The organism is Zoogloea sp. (assembly GCF_030157465.1).
GTDB lineage: Bacteria > Pseudomonadota > Gammaproteobacteria > Burkholderiales > Rhodocyclaceae > Zoogloea.
In genome coordinates this window covers 44,122-56,514 of sequence record NZ_JAOAUU010000069.1, presented here as the reverse complement: position 1 = coordinate 56,514, position 12,393 = coordinate 44,122, and the positions used below count along the sequence as shown (strand labels likewise).

Annotated in this window: 14 protein-coding genes; 3 read left to right on the top strand and 11 right to left on the bottom strand. The window is 64.1% G+C overall.

Features of this window, described 5'->3' with window-relative positions:
• The first annotated feature begins 1,242 nt into the window (after window positions 1-1,242).
• Window positions 1,243-2,088 (top strand): hypothetical protein, encoded by an 846-nt coding sequence (locus Q1W26_RS09385; RefSeq protein WP_300438922.1) that lies wholly within the window; start codon window positions 1,243-1,245, stop codon window positions 2,086-2,088.
• Window positions 2,089-2,110: 22 nt separating this feature from the next.
• Complete coding sequence (locus Q1W26_RS09380) at window positions 2,111-3,136, top strand: hypothetical protein (protein WP_300438920.1); 1,026 nt, start codon at window positions 2,111-2,113, stop codon at window positions 3,134-3,136.
• A 161-nt stretch (window positions 3,137-3,297) separates the two neighbouring features.
• On the opposite strand, the gene Q1W26_RS09375 is transcribed toward Q1W26_RS09380, so the two are convergent.
• From Q1W26_RS09375 to pqqA, 11 genes are all read right to left on the bottom strand, one after another.
• The gene (locus Q1W26_RS09375; RefSeq protein WP_300438917.1) at window positions 3,298-3,789 is read right to left on the bottom strand and encodes a hypothetical protein; all 492 of its coding nucleotides are present in this window, start codon (window positions 3,787-3,789) and stop codon (window positions 3,298-3,300) included.
• Between the two features lie 73 nt (window positions 3,790-3,862).
• Window positions 3,863-4,399 (bottom strand): DUF924 family protein, encoded by a 537-nt coding sequence (locus Q1W26_RS09370; RefSeq protein ID WP_300438914.1) that lies wholly within the window; start codon window positions 4,397-4,399, stop codon window positions 3,863-3,865.
• A 46-nt stretch (window positions 4,400-4,445) separates the two neighbouring features.
• A complete protein-coding gene (locus Q1W26_RS09365) occupies window positions 4,446-4,841 on the bottom strand; it encodes a hypothetical protein (protein WP_300438912.1) in 396 nt (131 codons plus the stop codon).
• 250 nt (window positions 4,842-5,091) lie between these two features.
• On the bottom strand, window positions 5,092-6,666 hold the full coding sequence (locus Q1W26_RS09360) for a peptide chain release factor 3 (RefSeq protein ID WP_300438909.1): 1,575 nt from the start codon (window positions 6,664-6,666) through the stop codon (window positions 5,092-5,094).
• A gap of 76 nt (window positions 6,667-6,742) precedes the next feature.
• Entirely contained in the window at window positions 6,743-7,237 is a 495-nt protein-coding gene (locus Q1W26_RS09355) for a GNAT family N-acetyltransferase (protein ID WP_300438906.1), read from the bottom strand.
• Between the two features lie 39 nt (window positions 7,238-7,276).
• Window positions 7,277-7,765 carry a hypothetical protein gene (locus tag Q1W26_RS09350; RefSeq protein ID WP_300438903.1) on the bottom strand — a complete coding sequence of 163 codons (489 nt, stop codon included), beginning with the start codon at window positions 7,763-7,765 and terminating at the stop codon, window positions 7,277-7,279.
• A 56-nt stretch (window positions 7,766-7,821) separates the two neighbouring features.
• Window positions 7,822-8,952: a pyrroloquinoline quinone biosynthesis protein PqqE gene (pqqE, locus tag Q1W26_RS09345; protein ID WP_300438901.1), complete on the bottom strand. Its 1,131-nt coding sequence runs from the start codon at window positions 8,950-8,952 to the stop codon at window positions 7,822-7,824.
• 1 nt (window position 8,953) lies between these two features.
• Entirely contained in the window at window positions 8,954-9,229 is a 276-nt protein-coding gene (pqqD, locus tag Q1W26_RS09340) for a pyrroloquinoline quinone biosynthesis peptide chaperone PqqD (protein ID WP_300438898.1), read from the bottom strand.
• Between the two features lie 114 nt (window positions 9,230-9,343).
• Complete coding sequence (pqqC, locus tag Q1W26_RS09335; protein WP_300438930.1) at window positions 9,344-10,060, bottom strand: pyrroloquinoline-quinone synthase PqqC; 717 nt, start codon at window positions 10,058-10,060, stop codon at window positions 9,344-9,346.
• Window positions 10,060-10,977: a pyrroloquinoline quinone biosynthesis protein PqqB gene (gene pqqB / locus Q1W26_RS09330; RefSeq protein ID WP_300438895.1), complete on the bottom strand. Its 918-nt coding sequence runs from the start codon at window positions 10,975-10,977 to the stop codon at window positions 10,060-10,062. Before pqqB ends, pqqC begins: the two co-directional genes overlap by 1 nt.
• An 81-nt stretch (window positions 10,978-11,058) precedes the next feature.
• Window positions 11,059-11,133 carry a pyrroloquinoline quinone precursor peptide PqqA gene (pqqA, locus tag Q1W26_RS09325; protein WP_300438928.1) on the bottom strand — a complete coding sequence of 25 codons (75 nt, stop codon included), beginning with the start codon at window positions 11,131-11,133 and terminating at the stop codon, window positions 11,059-11,061.
• A gap of 332 nt (window positions 11,134-11,465) precedes the next feature.
• Between pqqA and Q1W26_RS09320 the strand changes: the two genes are divergently transcribed.
• Window positions 11,466-12,374 (top strand): alpha/beta fold hydrolase, encoded by a 909-nt coding sequence (locus Q1W26_RS09320; protein WP_300438889.1) that lies wholly within the window; start codon window positions 11,466-11,468, stop codon window positions 12,372-12,374.
• Window positions 12,375-12,393 lie beyond the last annotated feature (19 nt).

The following is a 12,393-nucleotide window of genomic DNA, read 5'->3' as shown; positions in this document are numbered from 1 at the left end:
CAAGGCTCTCCAGACTTGGTGGGTTTGCCGTTACTGAACGGCGTTCCGTTGTTTGGCGTGACGTTGGCGGGGTCGCGCCCCCGCGGGCGCCCTACTTTCTTGCTTCGCCAAGAAAGTAGGCAAAGAAGGCGACCCGGCTTCACCGGTCGGCCTTCGGCCGACTCCCCTGCGCTGCTCACAACGGGCGGCCGGCGCAGAACTCGCCCTGCGGGCTCAGACAGCTGCGCCGGACTTCCCCGCCCGTTGCTGCGCGGATCAAAGGTTCAGACGGGCTTTCACGGACACCGAGCCTTTACTGATACAGGGCTGGGCGACTGATCGTTGATCACCTGCCTTTTCTGTCCCCTCTGACGTGCCGACTGGAGGGTGGGACGGGCGGAAGAAGGGCTTCGCATGTTTGAGCCCGCAGGGCGAGTTTGCGAAGACCCCGCCCGGCGCGCCCGGAAGGGCGGAGGTGGGGTTTCGCGGAGCATGCTCCGCGCCACCGTAGCCGGTCGGATGTGCAAATCCGACCGTGGGCGGGAACCCCCGAAGGGGGCGCGGCAGCGGGGCACGCTTCTTTGCATCCTTTCTTGTCGTGCAACAAGAAAGGATGTCGCCCGCCGGGGGCGAGTCCCCGGCCAACGTTACGCAAAATACGGGAAAACCAGCTAGCAAGGCTCAACGGTTCGAGCTCGAACGAATTACCGGCGAGCGCAAAAGCGGGAGAGTGCTTTCCCACCGACAGGCAAGACCCTCAAAGCCCGGCGGGCCCGCCAGTGACCGTGATTGCACACGACAAACCGTAGGGGCGACTTCAGTCGCCCATCGCACGTTAATCATCGGCATGCCTCTGATCGAAGTCCGCGGGCGACTGAAGTCGCCCCTACGCAAAATCATCCGTGACCATTCGATGGCCACGTGCTTGCCATCCTTGGCGACAAAGAAGCCGCGCGCAGCATGCGACAAGGCAAGGCCCGTGGGCGTGGCCTGCGGGCTGCCAAATTTGTGTTCTGGTGTGGTCTATGCTGGAAGCAACGGGGTCACATGACGGGCTGATTCGACCTGGAAAGCCCCGCTAACGACAGCAAACCCCGTGACGATGCCCTCCGCCAGACGGTGGAAGGCCAGGTGTTGTTTCCAGGTTCGAGCAAGGAAGAGGCGTCGAACGCAGGCGCCCGGGGTCCGGCGGATACCATCGGTATTGACCGCCTGCTCTCAGCAGCTCCGCCGGCTGGAGGGCATCTGTAAGGAGGATGCAGCATGCGAGCAACAGCTAAATCGACACGGCGCGCAAGGGCCTGGATGGTTTGCCTGCTGGCGGCGAGCCTGGCGCCCGATGTGGGGGCCCAGTATGCCGGGTCGTCGGCGATCACCACCTGGGGCGGGCAGTGCAGTGGATCCCAGCGTGACTGGTGGGACGACATGTGCATGGCCTGGCGCCACAAGATGGGCGACAAGGGATGGGTGCAGTGGTGGCGCAACTTCCATCTTGTCCAGGGCAACCGCTATGCCGACAACAGTGCCAAGCCCTGGGGCATCGACGACACCGGCAGCGGCATCGACTGGAACGACGCCGGCCTGATGTGCCTGCACGGCGGCTGGGGTTCGGGCCGCTGGACCGGCACGATCTACGACAAAGACGCCGACGGGAGCTGCTCGGCCAGTTCCAGCAAGATGCGGCTGGGCTGGAGTTCCGGCGGCTGGCTGCGCTTCATGCACCTCTCGTCGTGCAACAGCATCCGCTACGACCAGCGCACCCAATGGTTCGATGCGGCTGCCGGAGTGCATGTGGTTACAGGCTTTCACGGCCTCATGTACATCGGCTCGTCGTACGTGGATGAATACCGCGATCTGGCCAGCGAGGCCATGAACTCCCGCGGCGTTGCCCGCGCCTGGCTCGACAACATGCACCACGTGGACCACTGGTACAACTCCTACAAGACCATCTGTCCGGTTGCGGTCGGCTTTGGCGCAACGGCAGCGGCAGCCCAGGCCATCCACGACGAAACCTACAACGGCCACTGGGCCCACCCCACGCCCAACTGGATGCACACGCGCTGGAATTCCGGCTGCAACCCGGATGACGGCCCGGCGCTGCCCAACTGACCCGACACCAGGAGGATTGGTCATGAAAACGCGATATATCGCATCCCTGCTGGTGCTGGCCTTTGCGACGGCCGGGGCACCCGCGTGGGCGCAAAGCCCGGACAACCCGCTGGGCACGCCGGCCGCAGCGGTCGGCAAGTTTTCCAGAAACTACGCGGAGGCCGTGCGCATGGCCTTGCCGCCCATCGACAGCGCCGAGCTTGCCCGCGTGATGGAGCGGGTGCGCGCAGCTACCGCCAACGAAAAGCCGCTGGCGATCACCAACAGCGCCGAACTTGAAAAATTTTTCAGTTTGCGCAGCCGCGACCCCGACAAGTCCGGCGACTTCGTCGACGCGGGCGACGCGGTCTATAAGTTCGAGCCGAAAGCCGGGCGCATCTACGTGGCCTGGCGCATGACAGACGTGAAGCCCGTTGCGCGGAGCACCTTTACGCGCCGCATCAAGAGCATCCGCGCATCCCACGACGCGCTGGCCCAAAAGCTCGGCATTCCGGCCGAGCAGGTGATGTTTACCGACTTCCGGGAGATCCTCACTAAGACCGATCCCCGCGCGGCGACCCCAACGGCAGCCACCGCCGCCGGCACGCCGATCATGGCCGAAGGCGGCACCACCACCTTGCTGCGTGCGGTGGGCGGTGTGCTGGTCGAAGGCAGCTATCTGCGCGTGAGTTCGGCGGACGCCAAACGCATGAGCCTCGTAAAAGCCACCTGGCCCCGCGTGCAACTGGCAGACGGAGCGGGGCGGGCGCTGCGCGCGCCGAAGGACATGCTGGACGATGTCACCAAGCGCATCGCCAATGATTCCCGCGGCGTGCCGGTAAGCGTGCGCATGGCCGTCGTGCTGCGCCCGGTCGACCCGGACAAGCCCGGCGTGTATGTGCCGTCGCTGAAGATCGGCGTCGAACCCCAGGCCATCAAGACCGCCGACGGCTATCGCACCGATGCCGGGCAGGTGTACTACTCGGATCTGCTACAGGACAGCCCGCCCTTCGTGGACGCCTCCGGCGGAGATAGTGCGGGAGCAGACAAGGGGACCGCGCCGAATTGAACGGGGCGGGGCATCACCGGCCGTGAGGGGGAACAACGCAGCGTGGTTTCGCTTGCGGCCGGCGATCCCCGATTTTCGGGGCGCCTGTCGGGTGTGGGCGCAGTCATCGCCGAATGAAACGTCCGGGCGGTCGTAAATCTGATCGTTGAAAATATTGCGCATCACCGCTCGCCGCGCCTCAGCATCGCGTCGATATCCAGGCCCAATTCCTTTTCACTCCGGGTTTCGGGCCAGCATGACTTTGAATTCCCCATGCCGAGCCCCCCTCGCATCAAGAATCCACCCGGAGTGTGGAAGGACGTGACGGAGTAGAAGACCATTCCGGTCGCCGAATCGATGTATGCGCTTGTCTGTTCCCGAACCGGGAAAATCAATCCCTTGCGGTCGGAAAAACTAATGCGCTGCTTTGCCGCGATCACCCTGGCAGCGTCAGGGCTTGCCCATACCGCTGCCTCTTGTGCGCAAAGGTGCTGAAACTGCGAACGGCCGACTATTTCGTCCACAAAGGGAAGTATTGTAAGAGCAAGAAAGGTGAAGACGGCACTGATGAACGAGACATATGGCCGTCTGATCGCACGAGCCACGCAGCGCGCAACCCTGGCGGACACGAACAACCAAGCCGCTGCGAGCGCTAAAACAACAAGTCCGGTCATGGGTGATTTTTACGATGCCTGTGCTGTGCGTAAGGGGATTGGCCCGCGTCAAACCCACAAAAAAACCGGACACTCAAAAACGCGAGCCCGGCTGTTTCAAAAACTCGATTTCTTCTGACGTGGATTCGCGGCCAAGTATCTGGTTGCGGTGCGGGTAACGTCCAAAACGGTCAATGATGGCCTTGTGTTTAAGCTCGAATTGATAGTTGCCGGCCGGAGCGTATTCGCGATACAGGCGTTCAGCCTCTACATGGATGAGCCTTGACTCACTGTGCATGTACGGCATCAACAAGAATGCCCGCTCCGTTTCGGATAGCTGCGTATAAAAACCCGCCGCGACCGCCTCCTGAGCCAGAACCAGCGCCATTGAATCCTGCGAGAACGCAGCCGGAGTGTTGCGATGAATGTTTCGGGAAAACTGGTCCAGCACGATGATTTCCGCGAGTCGACCTTTTGCCTCATTGCGCCAAACATACAACTCACCTTGCGAAGCCTGAGCCAGCAGTGAGCCAAACCGCTGTCGGATCTGATCATCAAACACCGCATCCGCCACCCACCACATCTTCGGTTCGATTTCTTCAAACCAGAATGCAAGAACTGAGTTGTGCATGATTGCTTGGGTTCCTTTTGAAGTTAGAGGGCTGGGCATTGAGCCTTCAATACTCACCGATGACTCTCAGTCTTTCTGCGGCAGCGCTGACCTGCTCCTCAACGGGGGCGAGCCGCTGAAACCATGCGGGCTCTGAAAGTCCGCCGTCTTTGTTTTTGGATTTTTCAAGCGGAGGCAACCAATCCTTGTGTAACCAGAATAGCCGCGGAACATTGCGACTGAGGGAACTCAGGTCTTCTTGATTGAAGCCATTTTCCAACAGGCGCCGTGCCTCCGCAAAAGAGGCCTGGTAGGCGGAAAGTTGCTCTTGATAGTGGCCGGACAACTCCAATTCAGCCAGGAATCGCTCCAGGGCCTCGGCCAGCGTGCGGAGTTGCTGCTGACGTTCGGTTGAAGTGAAGTAATGAAGTGTCACAGTTTTTCTCCCGATGCCCAGCGTCAAGCTATCCCACACTGCGGCGCTTCAAGTTATTGGGGGAGGGGCAGGCTGCCGAGGTGCATGTGCGCTGCGCGATTCTGAATACGTTCAACCGGCTTGGCATGCCGGTGATGGGGTTGGGGCTACTTTGCTTTCGCAAGAGTTATGCAACAACGCTTTTGCGATGGGCGACTTGCGTCGCCCATCGGTGCCGGATCAACGAAAAGGGGGCGACTTCTGTCGCCCCCACAGGGTGTAGCCCGCTTCCGGGATTTCAGTAAATCTCGCGCGTTTCCAGAAACTTGATGTTCGGGAAGCGTTCCTGGGCCATTTGCAGGTTGACCCGGTTGGGGGCGAGGTAGACGTAGTCGCCGTTGCCGTCGAAGGCCATGTTGGCCGGGGATTTGTCGGCCAGGGCGCGCAGGTCGGCTTCGGAGCCGCGCAGCCAGCGGGCGGTGGCGTAGCTGCAGGATTCGAACATGACATCGACGCCGTATTCGAACTCGAGCCGGTGGGCCACCACGTCGAACTGCAGGGTGCCGACGGCGCCGAGGATGAGTTCGTTGGTGGTGGTGGGGCGGAAGAGCTGGGTGGCGCCTTCCTGGGCGAGCTGCTCGAGGCCTTTTTGCAGCTGCTTCATCTTGAGCGGGTTCTTGATCTGGGCGCGGCGGAAGTATTCCGGGGCAAAGCTGGGGATGCCGGTGAATTGCAGGTCTTCGCCTTCGGTGAAGGTGTCGCCGAGGTGGATGGTGCCGTGGTTGGGAATGCCGATGATGTCGCCGGCCCAGGCTTCGTCGGTGGTGTTGCGGTCTTGCGCCATGAAGGTGATGGCGTTGTTGATGGCGAGGCTCTTGCCGGTGGACACCTGCTTGAGCTTGCCGCCGCGTTCGAAACGGCCGGCGCAGACGCGGATGAAGGCGATGCGGTCACGGTGCTTCGGGTCCATGTTGGCCTGGATCTTGAACACGAAGCCGGAAAACTTGGGCTCGATGGGCTCGACCTTGCGGCTCTTGGCCGGGCGCGGCAGCGGCGCGGGCGAAAGATCGACGACGGCGTCGAGGAGGCTTTGCACGCCGAAGTTGTTGACCGCCGAGCCGAAGAACACCGGGCACTGCTTGCCGGCCAGGTAGGCTTCGCGGTCGAAGGTGTGGGAGGCGCCGCGCACCAGTTCGATGTCGGTGCGCAGCTCGATCGCCTGGTCGCCGATCACTTCGTCGAGGCGCGGGTTGTCGAGGCCCTGGATGATTTCCGAGGTGCCTTTTTCGGCCTGCGGGTCGAAGAACTGGATGGTGTCGTTGTAGAGGTGATAGACGCCGCGGAAGCGCTTGCCCATGCCGATCGGCCAGGTCATGGGGGCGCACTGCATGCCCAGCACGGATTCGATTTCGTCGAGCAGGTCGATGGGCTCGCGGCCCTCGCGGTCGAGCTTGTTGATGAAGGTGATGATGGGCGTGTCGCGCAGGCGGCACACGGCGAGCAGCTTGATGGTTTGCGCTTCGACGCCGTTCACCGAGTCGATCACCATGACCGCGGAGTCGACGGCGGTGAGGGTGCGGTAGGTGTCTTCGGAGAAGTCTTCGTGGCCCGGGGTGTCGAGCAGGTTGATGACGCAGTCGCGGTAGGGAAACTGCATCACCGACGAGGTGACCGAGATGCCGCGCTGCTTTTCGAGTTCCATCCAGTCGGAGGTGGCGTGGCGGGCGGCCTTGCGGGCGCGGATTTCGCCGGCGACCTGGATTGCGCCGCCGAACCAGAGCAGCTTTTCGGTCAGCGTGGTCTTGCCCGCGTCAGGGTGGGAGATGATCGCGAAGGTGCGACGGCGGGCGATTTGCTGGACGGCTGCGGACATGGCTTGGGTGCGGCGATTGCTGGAAAGCCCGCGATTATACAAGGCCTTGGCGCAGCACCGGAATTCGCTGTGGGGGCTAGAACTCCATCAGCATCAGGCGGCGTCCGGCGGCTTCCCGTTTGCCCATCAGCCGGAAGCCGAGCCGGGCGAAGCGCCGCGGGCGGGCGGTGGATACCAGCAGGCGGCCAGCGGTGAAGTTTTCCATGGCCCAGGCAATGCGTGCGGCGATCAGGGCGCGGGCGATGCCCTGGCCGCGGGCGTGTTCGGTAACGGCCGAGAGATACAGGATGTGGGTGTCGCTGGCCCAGTCGGCGGCCTTGATGCCGCCGATGCCGACGACCTCGTCACCGTGGCGGGCGATGAGGAAGTGGCGGTAGAAGGGCTGCACGGCGGGCGTCAGCTGTTCGGTGATGCGCGCCCGGCTGTAGCGTTCCGGGTTGTCGAAGGCGACGAACAGGATGTGGGCGGCCGCATCCCGGCTGGCGTCGTCGCCGGGCTCGAGCGCGGTAATGCTGAGTTCGTGCGTGATGGCATCTCCCTTTTGGCGCAGCTGGCCAAGTGTCGATGCCATTGAATCGTCGCTGTGTTGCAGCCATGTTGCCGGCGCGTGTCAGGGAACGACGAAGAAACGGTACTTGTAGGGGAGGTTGGTGCGCAGCTGGATGGTGCCGCTTGCGGTGCGGATGGCGGCGGCCGGATCGCGGGTGAAGACCTTGACCTGGGGTGACGGCTGGGTGATGAGATCGTTGGCGTCGCAGCGAACCAGGCCGGCTTCGGTCTGCCGGTTGATGCACAGGGACAGCCATGCCGGCCCGCGGAACGGGGCCTCGGGGGTGTCGTCGTCGCCTGCCGAATCGGCGCGGCTGCCCGGTTTGTCCGGTCGTGGGGTTATGTACTTGTCGCTGCGCGCAGCTTTGGCCTTGGGCGGCGCAACCGGGGGCGGACGGCTGGTGGGCGCGCCCGCGCTGGGCGGCTTTTCAGGGCCTTGGGGGGCTGGCGTGGCGGGGGCTGCCGGGGCCACGGGGGACGTGGTGCATGCGCTGGCGGCAAGGGCTGCCGCGACGGCAATCAGGGTGGGGCGGAGTCTGAAAAAAGGCATGGAAGTAGAGGTGAACTTCCGGCAATTTTAACATGGCGCTCCCGGCCGTCTGCTTGTCAGAAGGCGCGTCCCAGCTTGACGGCGTTTTTCGGGTCGCGGAAAACGAGGGGTTTGACCGTGCCGGGGCGCTCGGCTTCGGCCAGCGCGGCGTCGATGAGGGCGTGATCGGGGGATTTGGGGCACACCGGGTCGGTGGCGCCGGCATCGCCGGTGAGCATGAAGGCCTGGCAGCGGCAGCCGCCGTGGTCGTTGTCTTTTTCGTCGCAGCTCTGGCAGGTTTCCGGCAGCCAGGCGGTGCCGCGGAAGCGGTTGAACAGCGGCGATTCGTGCCAGATCCAGTCGATGTCATGCTCGCGCACGTCGGGGAATTCCAGCCCCGGCAGCATGCGCGCGGTGTGGCAGGGCAGGGCGAGGCCGTCGGGGGTGACGGACAGGAAGACTTCGCCCCAGCCGTTCATGCACTTTTTGGGTTTTTTCGATTGATAGTCGGGCGTGACAAAGAGAATGCGCATTGTCTTGCCCAGGCGCTGGCGCCAGCGTTCGGTGACGGCTTCGGCTTCGGCCAGCTGGGCTTCGGTGGGCATCAGGGACTGGCGGTTGAGGAAGGCCCAGCCGTGGTACTGGGTGTTGGCCAGTTCGAGGTATTCGGCACCGATTTCGACGGCCATTTCGATGATGCGGTCGAGGTGGTCGATGTTGCTGCGGTGGAGCACGCAGTTGATCACCGTGGGGTAGCCGGCGGCCTTGGTCATGGCCGCGACCTTGCGCTTCAGATCGAAAGTGCGGGTGTTGGTGATGAGATCGTTGGCTTCGCGGGTGGCGTCCTGGAAGGACAACTGGATGTGATCGAGCCCGGCTGCCTTGAGCGCCGCGAGCCGGGCTTCGGTGAGGCCGACGCCGGAGGTGATGAGGTTGGTGTAGAAGCCGAGCTGGCGCGCCTCGGCGACGAGGATTTCGATGTCGTCCCGCAGCAGCGGCTCGCCGCCGGAGATGCCGAACTGAGCGGCACCGAGTTCGCGCGCCTGACGGATTACCTTGAGCCAGTCGTCGGTGCTCAGTTCCGGCCCGGCCTGGGTGAAGTCCACCGGGTTGTAGCAAAACGCGCAGTGCAGCGGGCAGCGGTAGGTGACTTCGGCGAGCAGCCACAGGGGGCCGGGACGCTGGGGGATCAGGAGCGGGGCGTTCATTTCAGGTTTCGCTCCAGGTGATCCAGTTTTGCGCGTCGGCCATGATCAGGAAGGCGTCCACGTCGGCGGCGAGGTTGCTTGCGTTGAAGGCACTTTCCAGGTCGGCGACGATTTCGGCCACGCTTGTGCTGCCGTCGCAGCGCTTGAGAATTTCGCCGGCGCTCTGGTTGAGCTTGACCATGCCTTCCGGGTAGAGCAGCACGTGGGCCTGCTGGGCCGGCTCCCACTGAAAGCGGAACAGGCGGTTGATGCGCGGGCGGGCGAGTGAGGATGTCATGCCGGGTGCCTTCTTGTGCAATGGGGGAGAGGCGACTTGTAGGGGCGACTTCAGTCGCCCGCCTTTTCGTTGATCAGGCACCGATGGGCGACTGAAGTCGCCCCTACATCGCTCCTACACATTGCCCTTGCAGCTGCCTTCGAGGCCGTAGCGCAGCATCATCGCGTCGTTCATCGACCACAATATGTCGAGCTTGAACTTGAGGATGTCCAGCGCCTTGAGCTGCTGCGCGCGGGTGTCGAAGTAGGCGAGCGTGACGGCGAGGCCTTGTTCCACGTCGCGGCGGGCCTGGGTGACGCGGTTGCGAAAGTACTGCAGGCCGTCGGTTTCGATCCACGGGTAGTGCTCGGGCCAGTTGGCGAGGCGCTGTTTGTGGATGGTGGGGGCGAAGAGTTCGGTGAGGCTGGAGCACACCGATTCCTGCCACGGGCGCTGGCGGCAAAAATTGAGGTAGGCGTCGCAGGCGAAGCGCACGGCGGGAATCACGTGGCGCTGGTCGACGATTTCCTCGCGGGTGAGGCCCACAGCCTGGCCGAGGCGCAGCCAGGCTTCGATGCCGCCGGCGTCATCGCCGTGGCCGTCGTGGTCGAGGATGCGCTGGATCCATTCGCGGCGCACTTCCCTGTCCGGGCAGTTGGAAAGCACCGCGCCATCCTTTTGCGGAATGATGATCTGGTAGTAATAGCGGTTGGCCACCCAGCCCTGAATCTGCTCCCGCGTGGCCTTGCCGGTGTTGAGCATGACGTTGAAGGGGTGGTGGATGTGGTAGGCCGCGCCCTTGTCGCGCAGTTGGGCTTCGAACTCTTCGGGTGTCCAGGCGTGTTGTTCCATCACGGTTCGATCTCCATGCCGTCAAAGGCCACCTCGATGCCGGCGGCGCTGAGGATTGCGCGCTGGGGCGAGTCCTCGTCGAGGATCGGGTTGGTGTTGTTGATGTGAATGAGGATGCGGCGCACGTGCTTTGGCAGGCGGGCGAGTTGCTCGATCATGCCGCCGGGGCCGCTCTGGGCCAGGTGGCCGATGTCGCGGGCGCGCTTCTTTGACAGCCCGAGGCCGATCATCTCGTCGTCGGTCCAGAAGGTGCCGTCCACCATCACGCAATCGGACGTGGCCATGGCGTCGAAAACCGCATCGTCGACTTCGGCCAGGCCGGGGGCGTAAAACACGCGGCGGCCGCTGGCCGGGTCGTGGATCGTCAGGCCGATGTTGTCGCCGGGCACCGGATTGCCCCGGTGGGGCGAGTAGGGCGGCGCTGCAGACAGCAGCGGCATGGCCCGCCAATCGAGGCTGGCGGCGCCCTGCGGGTGAAAGCTGCGTCCGTCGAGCGGCACCGGCTGGCGGGCTACGCCGCAGTAGTGTTCGAGCAGGTGCAGGATGGGGTTGCCGCGGGTCAGGTCTTCAAGAACCGGGTCGGTCGTCCAGATGGGCCACGGGCTGCCTTTTTCGCGCAGCATGTAGAGGCCGGTGGTGTGGTCGATCTGGGCGTCCACGAGCACCACCGATTCGATGCCGCAGCCGCGCAGCCCGTTTGCCGGCCAGCTGCCGGCAAAATTCCCGAACTGCTGCAGGATGTCCGGCGAGGCATTGACGAGTGTCCAGGCGGCACCGTCGGCGCTCACCGCGATGGACGACTGGGTGCGGCGACGGTAATTGGGCTGGCCGGCACGCACACCCCGGCAGTTGGCGCAGTTGCAGTTCCACTGGGGAAAACCGCCGCCGGCGGCAGAACCGAGAACGCGGATGAGCATGGTGATGGGCGAGGCAAGGAGTGAATGACGGGCCTTTGAACCTGGCTGGCCGCCAGGGGGGTGGTGACGGCCAGCGCCGGTTTAGCGGGCGGCGATGTACATCGTGATTTCAAAGCCGAAACGCAGGTCGCAGGCTTGCGGGGTGGTCCAGGTCATGAGAAGTCTCCGTATTCTTGATTGCGGTTGTCGGCCTGCCGGGCGGCATGACCGTGGCGCACAGTGTTGCAAAGGGCGGCATACTCGCGCCTCACGAAAATCGTGATTTTCGGGCCAGGTCGGGGTGGGCATTTTTTGAGGCTCTGTCATCGTTGTCTGTGGAAATGCAGGCGCCATGTAGGGGCGAACTCAGCCGCCCGCGGAGGCTGAATAACGGCTTGCCTGTGATTCCACGCGCAGATGGGCGACTGAAGTCGCCCCCACACAGGCACAGCAACGCACCTGCTACCGACGCAAAAACTCCACAGCTAACGGTTACATCGCCTTTTTTGATGAGCAACGGATTTATCGACGCCGGGGACACGCACCGGCTGTACTTCGAAACCCTCGGCAACCCGTCCGGCGAGCCGGTGCTGGTGCTCCACGGGGGGCCGGGCAGCGGCTGCAGCCCGCGCCTGGCCGAGCTGTACGACACGGCGCGGCAGTGGGTCATCCTGTTCGACCAGCGCGGGGCCGGACGCTCGACGCCTGCCGGCGAAACCCGCGCCAACACCACGGCCCACCTGATCGCCGACATCGAGCTGTTGCGCCGCCACCTGGGCATCGCCCGCTGGCGTGTTACCGGCGGGTCGTGGGGGGCGACGCTGGCGCTGGCGTATGCGGCGGCCACGCCTTTGGCCACATCCGGCTTGGTGCTGCGCAGCACTTTCATGCCGGGCGCGGCCAATGTGCGCTGGTTTTTCCAAGATCTGGCCGAGGTGAGCCCGGCCGCCTGGCAGGCATTGGCGGCCTTGGTGCCGGAGGGCGAGCGGGATGATCTGCTGGCGGCGCTGCAGGTGCGCCTGAACGCTGCCGACCACGCGGCCGCCCGCGCCGCCGCACTGGCCTGGGCGCGTTACGAGCGCGCGCTCGCCGAGCCTTCGGCCCCGCTTGACGACTGGCTGCCGGGCAGCGCCGAGCTTGATCGGCTGGTCCTCAAGTACCGCCTTCAGGCCCATTACCTGCGGGCCGGTTGCTTTCTCGACGAAGCCGCCTTTCTCTCTGCCTGCGAAACGCTGGCCGGTTTGCCGGTGACGCTGATCCACGGCCGCCTCGACCAGGTTTGCCCACCGGCCAACGCCGAGCGCATCCACGCCCGCATCGCCGGCAGCCGGCTGGTGTGGGTGGAGGGCTGCGGCCACGAGGCCTTTCACCCGGCAATGGTCAGCGCCTGGCGGCAAGCCTTGCTCATCACCTGCTGAAATCATTTAAAGATTCGAC

What these genes read in the sequence shown, in the direction of transcription:
- pqqC (WP_300438930.1), bottom strand. Translation starts at nt 10,060, where the DNA reads ATGGAACAACACGCCTGGACACCCGAAGAGTTCGAAGCCCAACTGCGC.
- pqqD (WP_300438898.1), bottom strand. Translation starts at nt 9,229, where the DNA reads ATGACATCCTCACTCGCCCGCCCGCGCATCAACCGCCTGTTCCGCTTT.
- Q1W26_RS09385 (WP_300438922.1), top strand. Translation starts at nt 1,243, where the DNA reads ATGCGAGCAACAGCTAAATCGACACGGCGCGCAAGGGCCTGGATGGTT.
- Q1W26_RS09355 (WP_300438906.1), bottom strand. Translation starts at nt 7,237, where the DNA reads ATGGCATCGACACTTGGCCAGCTGCGCCAAAAGGGAGATGCCATCACG.
- Q1W26_RS09380 (WP_300438920.1), top strand. Translation starts at nt 2,111, where the DNA reads ATGAAAACGCGATATATCGCATCCCTGCTGGTGCTGGCCTTTGCGACG.
- Q1W26_RS09360 (WP_300438909.1), bottom strand. Translation starts at nt 6,666, where the DNA reads ATGTCCGCAGCCGTCCAGCAAATCGCCCGCCGTCGCACCTTCGCGATC.
- pqqE (WP_300438901.1), bottom strand. Translation starts at nt 8,952, where the DNA reads ATGAACGCCCCGCTCCTGATCCCCCAGCGTCCCGGCCCCCTGTGGCTG.
- Q1W26_RS09370 (WP_300438914.1), bottom strand. Translation starts at nt 4,399, where the DNA reads ATGCACAACTCAGTTCTTGCATTCTGGTTTGAAGAAATCGAACCGAAG.
- Q1W26_RS09350 (WP_300438903.1), bottom strand. Translation starts at nt 7,765, where the DNA reads ATGCCTTTTTTCAGACTCCGCCCCACCCTGATTGCCGTCGCGGCAGCC.
- pqqB (WP_300438895.1), bottom strand. Translation starts at nt 10,977, where the DNA reads ATGCTCATCCGCGTTCTCGGTTCTGCCGCCGGCGGCGGTTTTCCCCAG.
- Q1W26_RS09320 (WP_300438889.1), top strand. Translation starts at nt 11,466, where the DNA reads ATGAGCAACGGATTTATCGACGCCGGGGACACGCACCGGCTGTACTTC.
- Q1W26_RS09375 (WP_300438917.1), bottom strand. Translation starts at nt 3,789, where the DNA reads ATGACCGGACTTGTTGTTTTAGCGCTCGCAGCGGCTTGGTTGTTCGTG.